Below are 18627 nucleotides of genomic sequence, written 5' to 3'. Positions count from 1 at the left end.
GGCTCCGGCCTCAGAGGCGTCGTCGTCCCTGCCATGCGGGCGAGCGTTGAAGGAGGAAAGGTCCATGAGTTCTCAAAGTGGATTGCCGATCGTGGTGGCCGGAGGGGGAATAGGCGGCCTATGCGCCGCGCTGGCCCTGGCGCGAGAAGGCTTTCCGGTCGAAGTGCTGGAGCGGGCCCCCGAAATCGGGGAAATCGGCTACGGCATCCAGATCGCTCCCAATGGCCACGCGATCCTCAAGAAACTCGGGGTGATGGAGATCCTCGAACCGCAGGTGTTCTATCCCGACGCGCTCATTCTCATGGATGCGGTGGATCTCAGCGAGATCACGCGCATCCAGCTCAGTGACCGCTTCGTCGAGCGCTACAAGCTGCCTTATTTCGTGGTGCATCGCCGCGACCTGCATGCGGCATTGATCGAGGCCTGCCGCCGCGAGCGGAACTTTTCCTTCGAGGAGGGCGAAGTTACCGACTACGAGAACCACGACGGCCATGTGCTGGTCCATTGCAGCGACGGCCGCAGCCTTAAGGCCAAGGCGATGATCGGATGCGAAGGCCTGCGCTCCAGGACTCGCGCGCGCATCGTCGACGATTGCGGGCCGCGGCCCACGGGCTATGTGGTGTATCGCGGCCTGGTCCCGGTGGACGAGATAAGCAATAAAGACCACCTGAACTCGATGGTGATCTACGGCGGCCCCGGCTGCCATATCGTTCAGTACCGGCTGCGGGGCGGCACGGTGATGAACAATGTGGCGACCTTTCAAAGCCCCGCGTATGGGCGCGGCGAAGCCGAATACGGCACCCCCGACGAGCTGTCGTCCGCCTACGATCAGTGCGCGCCCGAAGTGCGCGACATGCTCAAGTATTTTGCCCTGGAAAAGAACTGGCGCCTGCACGATCTGCTGCCGGCGACGAACTGGACCGACGGGAACGTGACCTTGCTGGGCGATTCTGCTCACGCCACGCTGCAGTACCTGGCGCAGGGGGCGATCATGGCCATGGAGGATTCCATGGCGCTAGCCCGCGAAATGGCGCATCGGCCCGACGATGTCAATCAGGCCATGCTGCGCTACCAGTCGCAGCGTCTGAACCGGACCGCCAGGGTCATCACCACCGCCCGGCTGTTCGGCGAAATCGTGCATGCACGCGGCGGGGAACGCCTGCTGCGCAACGAACTGGCCCGGCGCCGCGACGTGCATATCCCCTGGGAAGTCGATTGGCTTTATCGGGGCGAGGAGTCGCAGGCCGTGGCTTGAGCGCGCCCCGCTCAAGCGGGGCTCAGCGCGCAGGCCGCGCCCAGGCCGGCCTCGATGATGGCACGGTCGGCGGCGTCGGTCTTGCCGTCATGGTTGAAGTCGTACCAGCTCGATTGCGCCACGCCGTTGTTCAGGTTCAAGCGGCTGAGCTCGGCCCAGTTGTCCAGGTCGGCCTGGTCGACCACGCCGTCGCGGTTGCCGTCGCCCGGGCAGTGCAGCTTATCGTACTGGTAGTTGTAGCTGGCCACCTGATCGCGTTCGTCCATTTCGGCCTTGAGCCTGGCGTAGGCTTGCTGCGCCTCGGCGGGCAGCGGGTCGGTGATGGTGGGCGAGCCGATGGCGATGGCGCTGCCGCTTCGGTCCAGCGTCGGGTTGGGCACGGCCATGTCGATCTGATAGAGCTCGTCGGTATTCTGGTTGTCCAGATACGTCGCGTTGATCGGGTTGGCGGTGTCCGTGGTGTAGGTCTTGCGGTTCAGGCGCACCAGCTTGTAGCGGCCGTCGCTGACGGCCTTTTGCGAGTCGGGCAGGACGTCGGTTTGGTCGCCGGCATCCAGCGCCTTGCGGTAGGACATGACCTGGCCGCATTGGCTGAAGCCCTCCGCGGGCACGCCGGCCAGTCCGGAGTCGGCCCCGTACCAGACGCCGCTCTGGTCTTCGCACAAGGCCTTGTTGGGAAAGATGGTAAAGCACACATTGGCGGCTTCCACCACGCAAGGCTGCGGCGTAAGGGTGGTGGCCGGATTGGTGAAGTTCGTGCCCATTTCAGAGAAATTCAAGGAACGGATGGGGCCCTGGCCGGGGGTGGTCAGATAGGCCAGCATGGGCTGGGCGTCCACCGGCCGGCTGGCCGGTACTTCGGTTTCCACATCGGCGCCGGCGACTTCCGCGAACAATCGGTAAAGATCGGGTGAACTGACCTGGTGCGAAATTTCGCGGCCGGGGTCTTTCACCATGGGGCCGGCCACCAGCAGGGGCACCGATACGCCGGTCTGGTAGGCGAAGCCTTTGGCACGGGTGGGATCGAACCGGCCCGGCTCGGTGAATTTCACGCTGTTGACGTAGGTGCCGTTGTCGCCCATGACGACCACCAGGGTATTGGTTTTTTCGGGCTGGTAGTTCAGTGTGCCGTCTTCGTTCCAGGCGGCAAGGTTCAGCTCGACCAGCAGGCGACCGATTTCCTTGTCCATGGCCTCCACCATCAGATTGGTGATGATGTGGGCGTCGATGGTAGCGGTGATCTGGCCCGGCACGCCTTCGATATCGCTGGCGGGCGAGCAGAGCAGGTTGTCGTTTCGGCCCGGAGTCGATTCCGAAATCAGCGACAAGGGCGGCACTTGCAGCGGGGCGTGGATGGCCGAATAGCCCACCGACATCATCCAGGGCTTGTCCTCGCCTTGTTGGCTGGCCCAGGCCACGGCGCGGTCGGTTTCCATGGTGCTGCGGTAGCCGCGCGCCGAGGGGTCGGCCGCCGTGGTTTTGCGCGTGCGGCCGTCGGCCCAGCTTTGGATGAACTCGCCTGTGTAGTAGCCGTTCTGCGCGCTGAAGTCGAGGTGGCCGGGCGGGGTGGCCTGGCAGGACTGGCCGGGATCGAAGATGCCGCCGCGTTCCATGCAGCTGCGGCCCGGCGTGGCAATGCCTTCGCCGCGGGCGATGGACTCGCAACCGCCGGTCGCGGCATAGCAGGCGCCGAAATCGGCGCCATTGGCCGGGTCCATCGTCGTGTTCGAGACGAAGCCGCATTTGTATGTGCCTTCGGCCACGTTGCTGAGGCCGGCGCGGGTGTCGATGGGATAGGGGGCGCCGTCGAGATAGCCGTCGAAGTAGTCCCAGCCCAGCTTCCACATGGTCTGGTGGCCATAGGGCAGGTTGGCGGCCGTGCCCAGGTCGGTGCCCGTCAGGTGCATTTTTCCAATCAGCGCGCTGGCATAGCCTTGGGTGCGCAAGAGCTTGGGCAGCGTCACTTCGTAAGGTGAAATCTCGGAATTGGCCAGGTCGGTCGACACCACCGCGTTCAGGATATTGGTGTTGGACGGATATCGGCCCGTGAAAAACGTGGCGCGGGTGGGCGTGCAGGTGGGCATGGCCCAGGCCTGGCGGAACTGCAGGCCCGCCTTGGCGATGGCCGTCAGGTTGGGTGTCTTGGGCGGCACCGCACCGCCGTAGCCGTAAGAGGTCAGTTGGTCGAGACCGAGGTCGTCGAGCACGATGAACAGAATGTTGGAGGCCGTTGGCGGCGGCGCGGGCTTCGAATCGTTGCCGCCGCTGGAGCAGCCTGCCAGCATGAGAGCGGACGCGGTGGTCAGGAGCAGGCCGGGCAATTTGCGGCGCGGAGTTATTGTCATGTTCGATCTCGCCAGAGGCCGCGCGAAGGCCGGCCGGATGTGTCCAAATGTAGGCGCCAGCATAAATCCGATACACCTTTTTACGCAATATTTTTTCAAAGGCGGCTTTTGCATTGCGCATATGGACTGCCTTGGTTTAAGATCAAACCAACCAGTTGGTATGGTTTGTGCAAGAGTCATGAAACAGAAAACACATCGATCGACAATACAGTCCACGGCAGGGGGCTCCGCCCGGGGCGCCGCCTCGCGCGGCCGCATCCTCGACGCCGCCCTGGGCGTATTTCGCGCCCAGGGTTACGCCGCCACCACGGTCGACGACCTGTGCCGCGCCGCGGGCGTCACCAAAGGCAGCTTCTTCCACCACTTTGAAAGCAAGGAGGCGGCCGCGCTGACCGCAATCGAACATTGGAACGAGGTCACGGCGGCCTTGTTTGCCGATGCGCCGTACTGGCGCATCGAAGACGCGCGCGAACGCTTGCTGTCCTATCTCGATTTTCGCGCGCAACTGGTACAGGGCGAACTGCCCGAGTTCACGTGCCTGCTGGGCACGCTGGCGCAGGAAACCTTCGCCAGCCATCCTGCGCTCAGGGCGGCCTGCGACGCCGGCATCGAGGCTCACGCGCAAACGTTGGTGCCGACCATCCAGTCTGCGCTCGAATGCCATGCGGCCGGCGCCGGCGGCGAGGCCGAAAGCCTGGCCCGCTATACGCAGGCGGTGCTGCAGGGCGCTTTCGTCCTTGCCAAGGCGGGCAACGATCCGGGCCTCGTGCTCGACGCCATCGGCCACTTGCGCCGTTACCTGGAGCTTCTGCTCCCATCATCCACCCCAAGGAGACGTCAATGAAGATAGAACCCTACCTGTTCTTCGACGGCCAGGCCGAGGAGGCCATGGCTTTCTATGAAAAGGCGCTGGGCGCCCAGCGCGAAGCGGCAATGCGCTATGCGGACTGCCCCGATCCCATACCGGCGGAATGCATGCCGCCGGGCGGCCCGCAAAAAATCCTGCACGGCAGCCTGCTCATCCAGGGGCAGCGTTTGATGCTCAGCGACGGCGTGCCGATGGAAAGCGGCGGTTTTCGCGGCTTCAGCCTGACCCTGCAATACGAAAGCGAAGACGAGGCGGGTGCCGCATTCGAGCGGTTGTCCCATGAAGGCCGCGTCATCATGCCGCTGGGCCCCACATTCTTCTCGCCCTGCTACGGCATGCTGCTGGATCGTTTCGGCGTGCAATGGATGGTGATGGCGGCGCCCGAGTCTCCCCCCCAAGCGTGAAGGAGAAACACCATGCCTTATTCCCTGACCCAGATCCGGGTGTTCAGCGCACCGGCCGAGCGCGTGTACCGCGCCTTGCTCGATCCGGCCGCCTTGGCGAAATGGAACCCGCCCGATGGCTTCACCGCCGTCGTGCATGAGCTCGACGCGCGTGTCGGCGGGCGCTTCCGCATCTCGTTCGTCAATTTCACCAACGGCCAGACGCACAGCTTCGGGGGCGAATACCGTGAACTCGCACCCAACGAAAAAATCGTCGCGACCGACCGCTTCGACGACCCGAATCTTCCCGGCGAGATCGTGACCACCTATCTGCTGCGCCCGGTATCCACCGGCACCGAGCTCACGGTCGAACAGGCCGGCCTGCCCGACGTCATTCCGGCCGAGGCCTGCCGGATGGGGTGGCAGCAGTCGCTCGAGCTGCTCGCCCGGCTGGTCGAGCCGGAAATTCCGGCGGAGTAGCCAGGCCCTAGAGTCCTCCGGCACAGGCCAGCGTAGTGCCGGTGACGTACGAAGCGCTTGGAGACGCCAGCCAGACAATGGCTTCCGCGATTTCGGCGGGTTCAGCCAAGCGCCCCAAGGGGATTTTTGGCGCTATCCGCGCCGGCCGGCCGGGCTCGCCGGCGGCGGCATGAATGCCCGTCAAGGTGCTGCCCGGCGCCAGGCCGCAGACTCGGATGCCCTCGGCGGCGACTTCCTTTGCCAGGCCCAGGGTAAAGGCTTCCAGCGCGGCCTTGCTGGCCGCGTAATGCACGTATTCGCCGGGGCTGCCTGTTCGCGCGGCAATTGAAGAAACGTTGACGATCACGCCGCGCGTCCCATGGCGGCCAAAATTGGCGAGCGCCTCGCGCGCGCACTGCATTGCCCCCAGCACATTGACCCGGAACACTTGCTCGATGGTGGCATCGGTCGTGTCCATGAAGGAGCTTATTGGCCCTGTGATTCCCGCATTGTTCACCAGAGCGTAGAGCGCGCCCGCCTCGGTCTCGATTTCATCGAACATGCGCCGGATGTCGCCAGGCTGGCCGACGTCCGCCTGGATTATGCGGGCTTTGCGCCCCATGGCGCGGATCGACTCGGCGACGGCTCGTACCGCCTGCTCGTCGCGTGAATAGTTCAGTACGACATCGTGCCCCGAGCGGGCCGCCGCCAGCGCCGTTGCCGCGCCGATGCCGCGACCGGCACCGGTAATGAGCATGACGCCCTGACCGGCGCCGGGTCGCTGATCATCGTTCATGGCGGGGGCCTCCGGAGTGCAGCATGTGGTTCGCTCCGGGGAAAGCGATCAGGTCCGTGACGCCGAAGTCGCGGCCCAGCTGCGACATGATGGCCGTGACCTGGCCACGGTGGTGGGTCTGGTGGTTGAACATGTGAAGCAATATGAGCCCGCATGGAAGCGTTGCCTCCTGGCGCCGGGAAATGGACCGGTAGGTGATGGACTCTTTCAGACGCTCCGGGCTCAGATTGGATACGGTGTCTTCGATCTCGGAGTCCGTCATCGCCCGCTCGCGAGCCAGGGCCTGGAAATCGGCATACAGCTCCTGATCGAGGGAATGGACTTCGAACGGCTGTGCCGCCAGCCGCCCCAGCCAGACGCGGTCGGCCAGCAGGATATGGTTGAATGTCTTATGGATGCTGCCGAAAAAGGCCTTCATGTCCCGCTTGCGTTCTTCGTCGCTCATTCCGGCGCACACGTCGTAAAGCCTTTCGTTCATCCAGCGGTTGTAGCCCGCCATCACCTGCAACATGTCCGGATCAGTCATGGAGCCTCCTTTTTGGCCGCGGGGCCGCCCCCAGGCAAAGTTTTGCATGAAATTCATTCATCCCTCGGACGACACGACCTTCAGGCGTCCTTGAAAGCCCAGCGGAAGGCCGGCGCCGCGCAGCCATTCCAGTGCGTAAGGCCACAGGACGTCTCGAAAGCGCTCATGGAAAAACGCGAAATGGCCGATCTCGTCGTGGCCGACATCGCGGGGGCTGAGCCGGAGGTGGCGGCGCTCGCTGGCGCTGTAGTACTTCAGTAGACGGTCCAGCGCGGCCTCGGTCCCGTATGGATCATCGTCCGTGCCCAGCGCTAGAATCGGAGCGCTGACATTGCGGAAGTTCCGGGCCAGGGCGACGGCCTCGGGCAGGCCTTCATCGGTTTCGACGCCACGGCGCACGGAGTCTTCGAAACACGGCCCCATGTGCGCCCAGTCCAGCGCCACGCCTTTCGGCGTGTCCTCCATCCAGCCCAGCCGCTTTGCCGGAAAATAGCCCAGCGCCACGGCCAGGACGGGCATCACTACATGCCATTTCCAAAACATGCTCCGGCGCTGTTCGGGCAGATAATCACGCCAGTAGGCATATTGCGCTCCCATGGTGAAAATCCGGCGTATCCGGTGCGCCGACGGCGCCAGGCCGATGACGAAGCCGCCCGCCGAATGCCCCACGACGTCGATCGGCTGCCCCGGGAAGCCGCGCTCCGCGTACTGCAGCACGCCTTCGAAATCGCGCTGCCCCCAGTCGATCCAGTCGGCACGGAAACCCCTTAACGAACTGCGGCGGGACTCGCCGATGCCGCGATAGTCGTAGGTGATGACGTCCCAGCCATGCTGATGCAGATAATCGGCAAAGCGCGAGTAGTAGCGGCAGCGCACCGAAGTGGCCGGATTGACGATGGCCAGTGGACGCGCGGCAGCATTCTCTCCGGCGTGGCGCCGCTCGAACCCGCCAAGCGGGTAGCCATCGGCCGCGGGGATTTCTATGGAACGGGACATGCGCTGCCTCAACAGGTGGAGTGAAGTATTTCGCCGATGGTTTCACCGATGCGGCGAACGGCCCATTCTGTACGCGGCGTAAAGACCGAGGCATGGCTCAGGCGCATGCAGTTTCTGTACTTTCCCGCTGCGGAAAAGATGTCTCCATGGGCGATCGCTATGCCGTTATCTTTAAGCATGGAATCGAGCGCGTGCGTGTCGAAGGACTCGGGCAGTTCGATCCACAGCGTAAAGCCCCCCTGTGGATGGCTGACGCGTGTGCCTTCGGGGAAATATCGCCTCACCCACTCGATCATGATGTCGCGCTGGCGCTGATACTGGCGCCGTATCCGGCGCAGATGCGCCGGGTAGTGCCCCTTTTGCAAGAATTCGGCCACCGCGATCTGCGGCAAGGCCGCTGTTGGCCCCGATCCCGTGTATTTCATGCGCAGCGCTTTGTCGAAATAGCGGCCGGGCGCTATCCAGCCCACCCGCAGCCCCGGCGCCAGCGTCTTTGAAAACGAACTGCACAGCAGCACGCGGCCGTCTTCATCGAGCGCCTTCAACGCATGGGGCCTTGGCCAGCCGTAGACCAGATCGCCGTTGATGTCGTCCTCGATGATGGGCACGTCGAACCGTTGGGCCAGGCGGATCAGGCCCAGCCTGCGATGTTCGGGCATGGTGTAGCCCAGGGGATTATTGGCGTTGGGCGTCACCTGGATCGCTTTGACGGGCCAGCGGTCGAGCGCCAGTTCCAGGGCCTCCAGGCTGATGCCCTGCAGCGGATCGGAGGGAATCTCGAACACCTGGACGCCCGACTCCTTGAGTATCTGCATCATGCCATGGTAGCTGGGGGACGCGATCGCCACGATATCGCCCGGCGCGCACAATATTCTCACTGCGCAAGACAGGGCTTCCTGGCAGCCGGTGGTGACGATCAGGGAGTCGGGCGGCGCAAGGTAGCCGGCATCCACGGCCAGCCGGGAAAGCTGTTCCCTCAGGGCGGGCACCCCCTGCATGTCGTTGTAATGCAGGCTGGCTATGCCCGCGTGGCGGCCCTCCCGGGCGAGCGCCGCCCGCAAGGGCCGCAGGGTGGGGCTCTCGACGTCGGGCATGCCGCGGCCCAATTGGACCGTCTCGCTTTCGCTTTCGAGATCCAGAAGCTCCTGCACCTGCCCCCACTCCGAGACGTCGGTGGGACGCAAGTCGGGCTTGCCCATCTTGGGCAGTTCCGGAGCCGGCCGTGTCGCCGGCACATACCACCCGGATCGAGGGCGGGCCTCTACCAGGCCCGCCATTTCGAGCCAGCGATAGGCCTGCTGCACAGTAGTGAGGCTGACGCCATACTCGAGGCTGAGGGTGCGCACCGAAGGCAGGCGGACCCCCGCCCCGTACAGCCCCCGTTCGATGCGGCTGCCCAGGGTATTGGCTAGGTCGAGATAGCGGCTCATGAATGACGCGGCCCTGAGTGTGGAAGAAACAGGTTGAACATCACTGTAGGGCTGAATCTGTATTGTGAATAGATACAGATCAGACAATTTTCAGGTGATTTTGCGCTGAATCGATAGTTCTGTATCTTAAAAATCATACTGTTGTGTGTATTTAATACAGACGCGACATCGGTGAACATCTTCTTCCAGGGCCGTGGGGCCCCGACAGCACCTGGAACGGACGCGATGCTTTCCGCCGATCTTCTTCTTACCTTTTCCCTGTTCGCGCTGGCGGCGTCCATCACGCCCGGGCCGAACAACACAATGCTGCTGGCATCCGGCGCGGCCTTCGGTTTTCGACGGACGTTGCCGCACATGCTGGGCGTGGCAAGCGGATTCTTCCTGACGGTGCTGTCGATAGGCCTGGGACTGGGCGCCGTATTCCGGTCGTTTCCCGACCTCTATGTCTGGCTGCGCTACCTCGGGACGGCCTATCTGCTTTACCTTGCTTGGAGAATGGCCGCGTCCACGCCATCCGGCAGCGGTGGGCACGGCCGGATCGGCGCGGGGCCGTTGGGTTTTCTCGATGCAGCCGCTTTCCAGTGGGTCAATCCGAAATCGTGGACCATGGCCGTGGCCGCCCTGAGCGCCTACACGCCGACGGACAACCATCTGGTCTACGTCGTCATCCTCTCGTCGGTTTGGACGCTCATCGTCCTGCCTTGCGTCGCCCTGTGGACCGGATGCGGCAGCCTGATCCGGCCGGTCCTGGACAACCCGTCCCGCCGGCGCCGTTTCAACCGGGCCATGGCCCTGCTCCTGGTGGCCTCCTTGTACCCGATGTGGAGATAGCGGCCCGGCCTTGCCGTCGGCCAAGGCGGCCATTCGCTTGCTGCGGCAAGCGTGTCCGGTACGAAATCAATGGCTTGGGGAACTAAATGGCGCCCGAACCATCAAATAGTTTGCATTGTGAGATACAATGTTCAGTCCACTGGGGTCGATCCGGCTTCGACGTGGGTCACGAAACAGAGCAGGGCATGTCGAGCACCAGTAAGCTCGTAAATCCACTGGAACACTACAAACGCCAACGACGAGCGTTTCGCTCTGGCCGCTTAAGCGGTGAGCCGCTGCACTGATTTGTCTTTGGGTCAGGTAGGGTAAAACCTACAGCAGCGTCATCTACAAAGAATCGGTTCTTGTCAGGTCACTGGGCAAGTTCCTAAACTAAAAGTGAATCGCCAAGGAAGGGCCTGTTGGTTGGCACGCTCCAAGGTTAAAACTTAAAATCAACCGACTACACATGTAGAACTGCCTGCAGAGGGCTTGCGGACGGGGGTTCAATTCCCCCCGACTCCACCAAATGCCACGAGAAAGGGTGCTCCCAATTGGGTAGCACCCTTTTTTTGCCGCCGGGCCGCCCCAAGGCAAAAAAAGGGCCCCTTTGGGGCAGCAAGCAGGCGCCAGCCTGCGCGGCGTGGGGGCTTTTTTGTTTCAGCTTCAGCGCGGCCAGAGGGTCCGGATGATGGGCCAGATCTCGGCGGGCGATTCGGCCACCGCGTCGGCATTCCAAGCGGCCACTTCGGAAAGCGCGCAATATCCGTAGGCCGCGGCCACCGTATGCATGCCGGCGGCTTTGCCGGCGACGATGTCGCGCTCGTCATCGCCGACATAGATGCAATGGGCGGGGTCGGCGCCCGCCTGGCGCGCGGCATGCAGCAAGGGGGCGGGGTGGGGCTTGGAATGCCCCGTGGTGTCGCCGCCCACCGTCACCACGCATTCGGTGTGCAGGCCCAGGTGCTCGACGATGGGCAGGGCCAGGTATTCCATCTTGTTGGTGACGATGCCCCAGGCATAACCGTTTTCTTTCAGGGTGCCCAGCAATTCCGGCACGCCGGGAAAGAGGGCGGTCAGGACGGTCATCTCGGCCTCGTAGTCCTGCAGGAACTGGCGTCGGCATACTTCATACTCGGGGTGGTCGGGAAGCATGTCCAGGCCGGCCCGCAGCAGGCCGCGGGCGCCTTGCGAGGCCATGGGGCGCAGGGCCTCGTAGGGCAGGGGCTCCAGGCCCTTGCGCTGACGCTGCTTGTTGGCTGCCGCCGCCAGGTCGGGAGCAGTGTCGGCCAGCGTGCCGTCAAAATCGAACAATACGAGTCTTTTCATGGAATAGGCTTTTTCGGGGCTGTTTGCAGCGGTCGGTGAAGGGATTGTGTTTCATGGCGGTCAGGTTGCCGGGCGCCTGGCCTGGGACGATATACATAATGCAGTCATAGGCGCGGCGTTCAAACCAGTTTTTGTATTTTTACGGTGGCTTCGCCCGCTTCGCTCGATATCCACGCGCTGGCATCCTGGATGTTGATGTTCAGCGCCATCTTTCTTTCGGCCAAGCGGCCCAATGCGGCCGATCCGTCCACGTCCAGGACATAGGCGCGCGCGTTGCGGGCGCGTTCCAGTCCGTTGCGCACGCCCTGCCACCAAAGCGCCGCATTGCGCCCATAGGCGAGCACCACCACGTCGCTCGACCGGCCGCAGGCTTTCAGCACGCGCCGCTCCTCCGGCAGGCCGATTTCTATCCATTGCAAAATCGCGCCGGTCAGGTCCTTGCGCCAGAGATCGGGTTCGTCCGTCTCGGACAGCCCCTTTGTGAAGCCCAGGCTGTCGTCCGCGTCGGCGAACAATGCGTAGGCCAGCAAGCGGATCATCATGCGTTCTTCGGTTTCCGACGGATGACGCGCGATCGTAACGCTGTGGCTGGCGTAGTAGCCGCGGTCCGTGTCGGCGATGTGCAGATCGGCTTTGTATATGGTTGCGCGCAGGGCCATGAAACTATGCTTCGCGCCGGGCGGCCATCAGGTAATTGACCGAGGTATCGCCGCTGAGCTTGTAGTGGTCGGTGATGGGGTTGTATTCCATGCCGGCCATGGCGCAGGGCGACAGGCCCGCGCCCCGGGCGGCGGCCGCTAGTTCGCGTGGCTTCACGAAGCCCTCGTAGTTGTGGGTGCCGCGCGGCAGGAGGCGCAGCAAGTACTCGGCGCCGACGATGGCGAACAGAAAGGACTTCGGATTGCGGTTGAGGGTGGAAAAAAACACCCAGCCGCCCGGTTTGACGAGCTGGCCGCAGGCGCGCACGATGGAGGACGGGTCGGGAACGTGCTCGAGCATTTCCATGCAGGTGACGACGTCGAACCGCCCGGGATGTCGGGCGGCCATGTCTTCGGCGCTGATGGCCTGGTAGTCGACCGGCACGCCCGATTCCAGCCCATGCAGCTTGGCGACCTTGAGCGATTTTTCGGCCAGGTCGATGCCGGTGACCTGGGCGCCGGCCACGGCCATGCTTTCGGCCAGGATGCCGCCGCCGCAGCCCACGTCGAGCACGGTCAGTCCGTCCAGAGAGCCGGCTTGTTCCTGTATCCACCCCAGACGCAGGGGATTGATCACATGCAGGGGCTTGAACTCGCTTTCAGGGTCCCACCAGCGGGACGCCAGGGCGCTGAATTTCTCGAGTTCGGACGGATCGACGTTGACGGAGGCGGACGGCTTGGCGGCTGGCATGATGAAGGCCCGAAGAAGCAAAGGTGAAATGAATAAGGGCGCCTGTGTAACAGGCGCCCTTATTGTAGCTGTAGCATTTAGCGTCGGACGCTAAACCCCGCGTGCGTCGTGGTTGCAGCGATTAGCGGCGCGTACCCACGATTTCGATTTCTACGCGACGGTTCTGGGCGCGGCCTTCGCGCGTGGCGTTGCTGGCCACGGGCTGGAGCTCACCCTTGCCTTCGGTGTAGATGCGGTTGGGGTCGATGCCCTTGCCGACCAGGTACTGCTTGACCGAGTTGGCGCGGCGCTCGGACAGGCCCTGGTTGTACTGCTCGGTACCGATGGAGTCGGTGTGGCCGACGGCGATCAGGGTTTCGAGGTTGATGGACGAAGCCTGGGCGGCGACCTGGTCGAGAACCTGGCGGCCTTCGGGCTTGAGCGTGTCTTTGTCGAAATCGAAGAAGGTGTCGGCGTTCAGGACGACCTTGGTGGCGGTGGGGGCCACGACTTCGGTTTGTTGTGCGACAGGCACGCCATCACACCCGGCGATGCCGGTGGCGGGCGTCCAGAAGTTGTTGCGCCAGCAGAGCTCGTTGGTGCCGTTCATCCAGACGTCACCGTACGGGTTTTGCCAATTATCGATAGTTTGCGCGGACACTGCGCCCGAAGCCGAGAAGGCCGCGACGGCAAGCGCTAATGCGATTTTGGAGGGTTTATTCATGTTTCTCCTCGTTTGAGCTAGATGCTGAAAGTGGCGCAGCGAACCTCCGCCGCATAGTAAATAAAACGTAACCGTAACCAGTATAGCAATGCCCTGGGTTCTATCCAAGAATTGCGCTGTAAATCAGGCGTTGTCGGGCAAATCTTACGGCATTTCAGCAACGTTGGTTAAGCCTGATTCACGTCTGGAGTCCAGATAGGCGGAATTCTACCTCAACTTTCCAGGCAACGTTGGATTTTGGCAACAGTCTTCGAAAGTTGAAGTAAGTTCTGAAATTCCCGAGGGGGGAGGGGGCTGCGGGAGCGGATGCGCGGGGCGGCAGGCGGCTCCTGGCATGGTTTCAGGGCGAACACCCCGGAAGTGCTAGAATTTCCTATTGGCCCGTACTCGGTTTCTGTTCACGAATTTACCTTTAGACACCTCTATGGATTCCTACGCCAAGGAGACTCTTCCGATTTCTCTGGAAGAGGAGATGCGTCGCAGCTACCTCGATTACGCAATGAGCGTGATCGTGGGGCGGGCCCTGCCCGACGTGCGCGACGGTCTCAAGCCGGTGCATCGGCGCGTGCTCTACGCCATGCACGAACTCAACAACGACTGGAACCGGGCCTACAAGAAATCGGCGCGCATCGTCGGCGATGTCATCGGTAAGTATCACCCGCATGGTGACTCAGCCGTCTACGACACCATCGTCCGCATGGCGCAGGATTTCTCGCTGCGCTACATGCTGGTCGACGGCCAGGGCAACTTCGGTTCGGTCGACGGCGACAGCGCGGCCGCCATGCGTTACACCGAAATCCGCCTGGCCCGCATCGCCCACGAGCTGCTGGCCGACATCGACCAGGAAACGGTCGATTTCGGTCCCAACTACGACGGCAGCGAGCAAGAGCCGCTGGTGCTGCCCTCGCGCCTGCCCAACCTGCTGGTCAACGGCAGCTCGGGCATTGCCGTGGGCATGGCCACCAATATTCCGCCGCACAATCTGGCCGAGGTGGTCGACGGCTGCCTGTATTGCCTGCGCCACCCCGAATGCACGGTCGACGAGCTGATCGAGCTCATCCCGGCGCCGGATTTCCCCACGGGCGGCATCATCTACGGCATGAGCGGCGTGCGTGAAGGCTATCGCACGGGCCGCGGGCGGGTCATCATGCGGGCCAAGACCCACTTCGAGGACGCCGAAAAAGGCAATCGCCAGGCCATCATCGTCGACGAGCTTCCCTACCAGGTCAATAAAAAGTCTCTGCAGGAGCGCATTGCCGAGCTCGTCAACGAGCGCAAGATCGAAGGCATTTCCGACATCCGCGACGAGTCCGACAAAGACGGCATGCGCCTGGTCATCGAGCTCAAGCGCGGCGAGGTGCCCGAGGTCGTTCTCAACAATCTATATAAGAATACGCAGCTGCAAGACACTTTCGGCATGAACCTGGTGGCGCTGGTCGACGGCCAGCCGCGCCTGCTCAATCTCAAGCAGCTCGTCCAGCACTTCCTGGCCCATCGGCGCGAAGTCGTCACGCGCCGCACCGTGTACCAGCTGCGCAAGGCGCGCGACCGCGGCCACGTGCTGGAAGGCCTGGCTGTGGCGCTGGCCAATATCGACGATTTCATCGCCATCATCAAAGCGGCGCCCACGCCGCCGGTCGCGCGCCAGGAGCTCATGGCGCGCAGCTGGGATTCGTCGCTCGTGCGCGAGATGCTGCAGCGCGCCGACCAGGGCGACACCCCGGGCGGCCGGGCCGCCTATCGGCCCGAAGGGCTCGATGCCGGCTACGGGCTGCAGGACGACGGCCAATATCGCCTCAGCGACGTCCAGGCGCAGGAAATCCTCAATATGCGCCTGCAGCGCCTGACCGGCCTGGAGCAGGACAAGATCGTCGGCGAATATAAAGAGATCATGGAAACCATCGCCGATCTGCTCGACATCCTGGCCAGGCCCGAGCGCATCACCGCCATCATCGGCGACGAACTGCTGGCGCTGAAGACCGATTTCAGCACCAATGCCAAAGACGTGCGCCGCTCGCAGATCGAGCACAACGCCACCGAGCTCGACACCGAAGACCTCATCACCCCCATGGACATGGTGGTCACCCTGTCGCAAAGCGGCTACATCAAGAGCCAGCCGCTGTCCGAATACCGGGCGCAGAAGCGCGGCGGCCGCGGCCGCCAGGCCACCACCATGAAGGAAAACGACTGGATCGACCAGCTCTTCATCGCCAATACGCACGACTATCTGCTGTGCTTCTCCGACCGCGGGCGCGTGTACTGGCTCAAGGTCTGGGAAGTCCCGCAGGGTTCGCGCGGCGCGCGCGGCCGGCCCATCGTCAATATGTTCCCCCTGGTCGACGGCGAGAAGATCACCGTGGTGCTGGCCGTGAAGGAATTCAGCGACGACCATTACGTCTTCATGGCGACGGCCCGCGGCACGGTCAAGAAGACGCCGCTGTCCGACTTCTCCAACCCCCGCAAGGCCGGCATCATCGCCGTGGCGCTGGACGAAGGCGACTACCTCATCGGCGCCGATCTTACCGACGGCAAGCACGACGTCATGCTGTTCTCCGACAGCGGCAAGGCGGTGCGCTTCGACGAGAACGACGTGCGTCCCATGGGCCGCACGGCGCGCGGCGTGCGCGGCATGTCGCTCGAAGACGGCCAGCAGGTCATCTCGCTGCTGGTGGCGGGCGACGAGTCGCAAAGCGTGCTCACCGCCACCGAGAACGGCTACGGCAAGCGCACTTCCATCGTCGAGTACACCCGCCACGGGCGCGGCACCAAGGGCATGATCGCGATCCAGACCTCGGCCCGCAATGGCAAGGTCGTGGGGGCCGTGCTGGTGACGCCGGCCGACGAAATCATGCTCATCACCACCGCCGGCGTGCTGGTCCGCACCCGCGTGTCCGAAATCCGTGAAATGGGCCGCGCCACCCAGGGCGTCACCCTCATCAACGTCGACGAGGACAGCACCCTGTCGGGCGTGCGTCGCGTGGTCGAAAGCGATGCCGACCTGGACGACGAGCCGGGTGACGAAGATTCGCCGGCCGAGCAGGGCGCATCCGGGGCCGGCGACGCCCCGGACCGGTCCGGCTCGGACGATGCCGGCGCGGGCTCCGACCCGGAAACGGGGGAGAACGACTGATGCGGCCCTGGAATTTTTCGGCGGGGCCGTCGGTCCTGCCGCTTGAAGTCTTGCAGCAGGCCGCCGCCGAAATGACCGATTGGCACGGCTGCGGCATGTCGGTCATGGAAATGAGCCATCGCGGCAAGCAGTTCATGCAGATCCGCGACGAGGCCGAGGCCGACCTGCGCGAGCTTCTGGCGGTGCCGGACGACTTCGCCGTGCTGTTCATGCAGGGCGGCGCCACGGCCGAGAACGCCATCATTCCGCTCAACCTCATCGGGCGCAACGGCTCGGGCAAGGCCGATTATGTGCTGTCCGGGTCCTGGTCCGGCAAGTCGTACAAAGAGGCCGGACGCTATGGAGACATCGCCGTCGCCGCCAGCAGCGGCGAGGCCGCCGTGCTCGACGGCGCCCAGCAAGCTCCCTGGACGTGGTTTCCGGCCGCCGACAGCTGGCGTGTGCGCCGCGACGCGGCCTATCTGCATCTGTGCAGCAACGAAACCATAGGCGGGGTCGAATTCGTCGACTGGCCCGACATGGCCGCCCTGGGCGCGCCCGACGTGCCCCTGGTGGTCGATGCCTCTTCGCACATTCTTTCGCGCCCGGTCGATTTCTCGCGCGCCGGCATGGTCTATGCGGGCGCCCAGAAAAACGCCGGGCCGGCGGGAGTCACACTGGTGTTCATCCGGCGCGACCTCATCGGCCATGCCCTGCCCATCTGCCCCACTGCCTTCGACTATGTCAACGTGGCCGAGGCGCAGTCCATGTTCAACACCCCGCCCACCTACGCCATCTATGTCGCGGGCCTGGTGTTCAAATGGCTCAAGAAGCAGGGCGGGGTGGCGGCCATCGAACGCGCCAACATCGCCAAGGCCCGGACGCTGTACGGCTATCTGGACGAGTCGTCCTTCTACGCCAATCCAGTGCATCGCCCGGTGCGCTCGCGCATGAACGTGCCCTTCATCCTGGCGGACGAGTCGCTCAACGGCGCCTTCCTGGCCGAGGCCGAGCAGGCCGGTCTGCTGCAGCTCAAGGGCCACAAGAGCGTGGGCGGCATGCGCGCCTCCATCTACAATGCCCTGCCGCTGGCCGGTGTCCAGACCCTTGTCGACTTCATGCGGGATTTCGAAAAACGCCATGGATAAAGTACTGCAAAGCAAGCTGGCGCCGCTGCGCGAACAGATCGACGCGGTCGACCGCCAGATTCTCGGCCTGCTCAATCAGCGGGCGCGGCTGGCCTTGCAGGTGGGCGAAGTCAAGCAGGAAGTCGACGCCGACGGCCCGATACTCAAGCCCGAACGCGAGGCGGCCCTGATCCGGCGCCTGCAAGAGCTCAACGACGGGCCGTTCACCGGGGCGGGCATCGCCGCCGTGTGGCGCGAAATCATATCCGCCTGCCGTGGGCTGGAAAGCCCGCTGGTCGTCGCCTACCTGGGCCCGCAAGGCTCTTTTTCCGAGCAGGCCGCCGTCGAGCAGTTCGGCCAGAGCATCGTCAAGCTGCGCTGCGACTCCTTCGACGAGGTCTTCCGGGCCGTCGAGGCCGGCCAGGCGCACGCAGGCATGGTGCCGGTCGAGAATTCCACCGAGGGGGCGGTCAATCGCACTCTCGATTTGTTGCTGAATTCCCCGCTGCGGGTGCTGGGCGAGCGCTCGCTCAGCATTCATCACTGCCTGATGACGCGCTCCGGCTCGATGGAGGGCGTCACCCGCGTGATGGCGCACCCGCAGGCCCTGGCGCAGTGCCAGGGCTGGCTTTCCCGCCATTATCCGGGGCTTGCCCGCGACGCGGCGTCCAGCAATGCCGAGGCGGCGCGCATCGCCGCTGAAGACACCACGGTCGCGGCGATTGCGGGCAGCATGGCGGCCCAGGCCTGGGATCTCCAGGTGGTGGCCGCGGGCATCCAGGACGACCCGCAGAATCGCACCCGCTTCCTGGCCGTGGGCAATATGGAGCCCTCCGCCAGCGGCCACGACAAGACCAGCCTCATCCTGGCCGTGCCCAATCGCGCCGGCGCCGTCCACGACGTGCTCTCGCCGCTGGCGGACAACGGTGTGTCGATGAGCCGGCTCGAGTCCCGGCCGGCCCGCACCGGCCAGTGGGAATACTATTTCTATGTCGACCTCGTCGGCCACCGCGACGACGCTCCGGTGGCGCGCGCCCTGGCGGCCCTGAAAGAACGCGCGGCGTTCTTCAAGGTGCTGGGGTCCTATCCCATGCAATAGGCG

General features: G+C 63.9%; 17 protein-coding genes and 1 other RNA gene. 9 read left to right on the top strand and 9 right to left on the bottom strand.

Annotated features, from left to right (window positions below; translation table 11 throughout):
* Positions 1–64: 64 nt before the first annotated feature.
* Complete coding sequence (locus tag CSC67_RS10090) at positions 65–1255, top strand: FAD-dependent monooxygenase (protein ID WP_118994410.1); 1191 nt, start codon at positions 65–67, stop codon at positions 1253–1255.
* Between the two features lie 11 nt (positions 1256–1266).
* Here the strand turns inward: CSC67_RS10090 and CSC67_RS10085 are convergent, their stop codons facing one another.
* A complete protein-coding gene (locus CSC67_RS10085; RefSeq protein ID WP_118994409.1) occupies positions 1267–3600 on the bottom strand; it encodes a sulfatase-like hydrolase/transferase in 2334 nt (777 codons plus the stop codon).
* A 178-nt stretch (positions 3601–3778) separates the two neighbouring features.
* On the opposite strand from CSC67_RS10085, the gene CSC67_RS10080 reads away from it, so the two are divergent.
* From CSC67_RS10080 to CSC67_RS10070, 3 genes are read left to right on the top strand one after another with little or no spacing between them, the layout of a single operon-like run.
* Positions 3779–4444 carry a TetR/AcrR family transcriptional regulator gene (locus tag CSC67_RS10080; RefSeq protein ID WP_118994408.1) on the top strand — a complete coding sequence of 222 codons (666 nt, stop codon included), beginning with the start codon at positions 3779–3781 and terminating at the stop codon, positions 4442–4444.
* The gene (locus tag CSC67_RS10075) at positions 4441–4872 is read left to right on the top strand and encodes a VOC family protein (RefSeq protein ID WP_118994407.1); all 432 of its coding nucleotides are present in this window, start codon (positions 4441–4443) and stop codon (positions 4870–4872) included. The genes CSC67_RS10080 and CSC67_RS10075 overlap by 4 nt, the downstream gene beginning before the upstream one ends.
* Positions 4873–4884: 12 nt before the next feature.
* The gene (locus CSC67_RS10070; protein WP_118994406.1) at positions 4885–5331 is read left to right on the top strand and encodes an SRPBCC family protein; all 447 of its coding nucleotides are present in this window, start codon (positions 4885–4887) and stop codon (positions 5329–5331) included.
* A gap of 7 nt (positions 5332–5338) precedes the next feature.
* Here the strand turns inward: CSC67_RS10070 and CSC67_RS10065 are convergent, their stop codons facing one another.
* Genes CSC67_RS10065 through CSC67_RS10050 form a run of 4 tightly spaced genes read right to left on the bottom strand, consistent with a single transcriptional unit; the run spans position 5339 to position 9058 of the window.
* The gene (locus CSC67_RS10065) at positions 5339–6106 is read right to left on the bottom strand and encodes an SDR family NAD(P)-dependent oxidoreductase (RefSeq protein ID WP_118994405.1); all 768 of its coding nucleotides are present in this window, start codon (positions 6104–6106) and stop codon (positions 5339–5341) included.
* A complete protein-coding gene (locus CSC67_RS10060) occupies positions 6096–6632 on the bottom strand; it encodes a DinB family protein (protein WP_118994716.1) in 537 nt (178 codons plus the stop codon). Before CSC67_RS10060 ends, CSC67_RS10065 begins: the two co-directional genes overlap by 11 nt.
* Before the next feature lie 57 nt (positions 6633–6689).
* Complete coding sequence (locus tag CSC67_RS10055; protein WP_118994404.1) at positions 6690–7628, bottom strand: alpha/beta hydrolase family protein; 939 nt, start codon at positions 7626–7628, stop codon at positions 6690–6692.
* Between the two features lie 8 nt (positions 7629–7636).
* On the bottom strand, positions 7637–9058 hold the full coding sequence (locus CSC67_RS10050; protein ID WP_118994403.1) for an aminotransferase-like domain-containing protein: 1422 nt from the start codon (positions 9056–9058) through the stop codon (positions 7637–7639).
* A gap of 225 nt (positions 9059–9283) precedes the next feature.
* On the opposite strand from CSC67_RS10050, the gene CSC67_RS10045 reads away from it, so the two are divergent.
* Entirely contained in the window at positions 9284–9889 is a 606-nt protein-coding gene (locus CSC67_RS10045; RefSeq protein ID WP_118994402.1) for a LysE family translocator, read from the top strand.
* A 141-nt stretch (positions 9890–10030) separates the two neighbouring features.
* Positions 10031–10396: a transfer-messenger RNA gene (gene ssrA, locus CSC67_RS10040) on the top strand.
* A 138-nt stretch (positions 10397–10534) separates the two neighbouring features.
* On the opposite strand, the gene CSC67_RS10035 is transcribed toward ssrA, so the two are convergent.
* From CSC67_RS10035 to ompA, 4 genes are all read right to left on the bottom strand, one after another.
* The gene (locus tag CSC67_RS10035; protein ID WP_118994401.1) at positions 10535–11197 is read right to left on the bottom strand and encodes an HAD family hydrolase; all 663 of its coding nucleotides are present in this window, start codon (positions 11195–11197) and stop codon (positions 10535–10537) included.
* A 119-nt stretch (positions 11198–11316) separates the two neighbouring features.
* A complete protein-coding gene (locus CSC67_RS10030; protein WP_118994400.1) occupies positions 11317–11856 on the bottom strand; it encodes a YaeQ family protein in 540 nt (179 codons plus the stop codon).
* A gap of 4 nt (positions 11857–11860) precedes the next feature.
* Positions 11861–12586, bottom strand: a complete 726-nt coding sequence (gene ubiG / locus CSC67_RS10025) for a bifunctional 2-polyprenyl-6-hydroxyphenol methylase/3-demethylubiquinol 3-O-methyltransferase UbiG (RefSeq protein ID WP_118994715.1) — start codon at positions 12584–12586, stop codon at positions 11861–11863.
* A 121-nt stretch (positions 12587–12707) separates the two neighbouring features.
* On the bottom strand, positions 12708–13289 hold the full coding sequence (gene ompA, locus CSC67_RS10020) for an outer membrane protein OmpA (RefSeq protein WP_118994399.1): 582 nt from the start codon (positions 13287–13289) through the stop codon (positions 12708–12710).
* A gap of 424 nt (positions 13290–13713) precedes the next feature.
* Between ompA and gyrA the strand changes: the two genes are divergently transcribed.
* From gyrA to pheA, 3 genes are read left to right on the top strand one after another with little or no spacing between them, the layout of a single operon-like run.
* Entirely contained in the window at positions 13714–16419 is a 2706-nt protein-coding gene (gyrA, locus tag CSC67_RS10015) for a DNA gyrase subunit A (protein ID WP_118994398.1), read from the top strand.
* Complete coding sequence (gene serC, locus CSC67_RS10010; protein ID WP_118994397.1) at positions 16419–17546, top strand: 3-phosphoserine/phosphohydroxythreonine transaminase; 1128 nt, start codon at positions 16419–16421, stop codon at positions 17544–17546. The genes gyrA and serC overlap by 1 nt, the downstream gene beginning before the upstream one ends.
* Positions 17539–18624 carry a prephenate dehydratase gene (gene pheA, locus CSC67_RS10005; RefSeq protein ID WP_118994396.1) on the top strand — a complete coding sequence of 362 codons (1086 nt, stop codon included), beginning with the start codon at positions 17539–17541 and terminating at the stop codon, positions 18622–18624. The genes serC and pheA overlap by 8 nt, the downstream gene beginning before the upstream one ends.
* The last annotated feature ends 3 nt before the right edge of the window (positions 18625–18627 follow it).

The sequence above is a fragment of the Pusillimonas caeni genome (genome assembly GCF_003545815.1).
Classification (GTDB): domain Bacteria; phylum Pseudomonadota; class Gammaproteobacteria; order Burkholderiales; family Burkholderiaceae_B; genus Pusillimonas; species Pusillimonas caeni.
The sequence above is the reverse complement of the archived record's forward strand: the minus strand, read 5'-3'. Positions and strand labels throughout refer to the sequence as shown.

Coding starts and splice junctions, on each gene's coding strand:
- CSC67_RS10090 (WP_118994410.1), top strand. CDS start 65: ATGAGTTCTCAAAGTGGATTGCCGATCGTGGTGGCCGGAGGGGGAATA.
- CSC67_RS10085 (WP_118994409.1), bottom strand. CDS start 3,600: ATGACAATAACTCCGCGCCGCAAATTGCCCGGCCTGCTCCTGACCACC.
- CSC67_RS10080 (WP_118994408.1), top strand. CDS start 3,779: ATGAAACAGAAAACACATCGATCGACAATACAGTCCACGGCAGGGGGC.
- CSC67_RS10075 (WP_118994407.1), top strand. CDS start 4,441: ATGAAGATAGAACCCTACCTGTTCTTCGACGGCCAGGCCGAGGAGGCC.
- CSC67_RS10070 (WP_118994406.1), top strand. CDS start 4,885: ATGCCTTATTCCCTGACCCAGATCCGGGTGTTCAGCGCACCGGCCGAG.
- CSC67_RS10065 (WP_118994405.1), bottom strand. CDS start 6,106: ATGAACGATGATCAGCGACCCGGCGCCGGTCAGGGCGTCATGCTCATT.
- CSC67_RS10060 (WP_118994716.1), bottom strand. CDS start 6,632: ATGACTGATCCGGACATGTTGCAGGTGATGGCGGGCTACAACCGCTGG.
- CSC67_RS10055 (WP_118994404.1), bottom strand. CDS start 7,628: ATGTCCCGTTCCATAGAAATCCCCGCGGCCGATGGCTACCCGCTTGGC.
- CSC67_RS10050 (WP_118994403.1), bottom strand. CDS start 9,058: ATGAGCCGCTATCTCGACCTAGCCAATACCCTGGGCAGCCGCATCGAA.
- CSC67_RS10045 (WP_118994402.1), top strand. CDS start 9,284: ATGCTTTCCGCCGATCTTCTTCTTACCTTTTCCCTGTTCGCGCTGGCG.
- CSC67_RS10035 (WP_118994401.1), bottom strand. CDS start 11,197: ATGAAAAGACTCGTATTGTTCGATTTTGACGGCACGCTGGCCGACACT.
- CSC67_RS10030 (WP_118994400.1), bottom strand. CDS start 11,856: ATGGCCCTGCGCGCAACCATATACAAAGCCGATCTGCACATCGCCGAC.
- ubiG (WP_118994715.1), bottom strand. CDS start 12,586: ATGCCAGCCGCCAAGCCGTCCGCCTCCGTCAACGTCGATCCGTCCGAA.
- ompA (WP_118994399.1), bottom strand. CDS start 13,289: ATGAATAAACCCTCCAAAATCGCATTAGCGCTTGCCGTCGCGGCCTTC.
- gyrA (WP_118994398.1), top strand. CDS start 13,714: ATGGATTCCTACGCCAAGGAGACTCTTCCGATTTCTCTGGAAGAGGAG.
- serC (WP_118994397.1), top strand. CDS start 16,419: ATGCGGCCCTGGAATTTTTCGGCGGGGCCGTCGGTCCTGCCGCTTGAA.
- pheA (WP_118994396.1), top strand. CDS start 17,539: ATGGATAAAGTACTGCAAAGCAAGCTGGCGCCGCTGCGCGAACAGATC.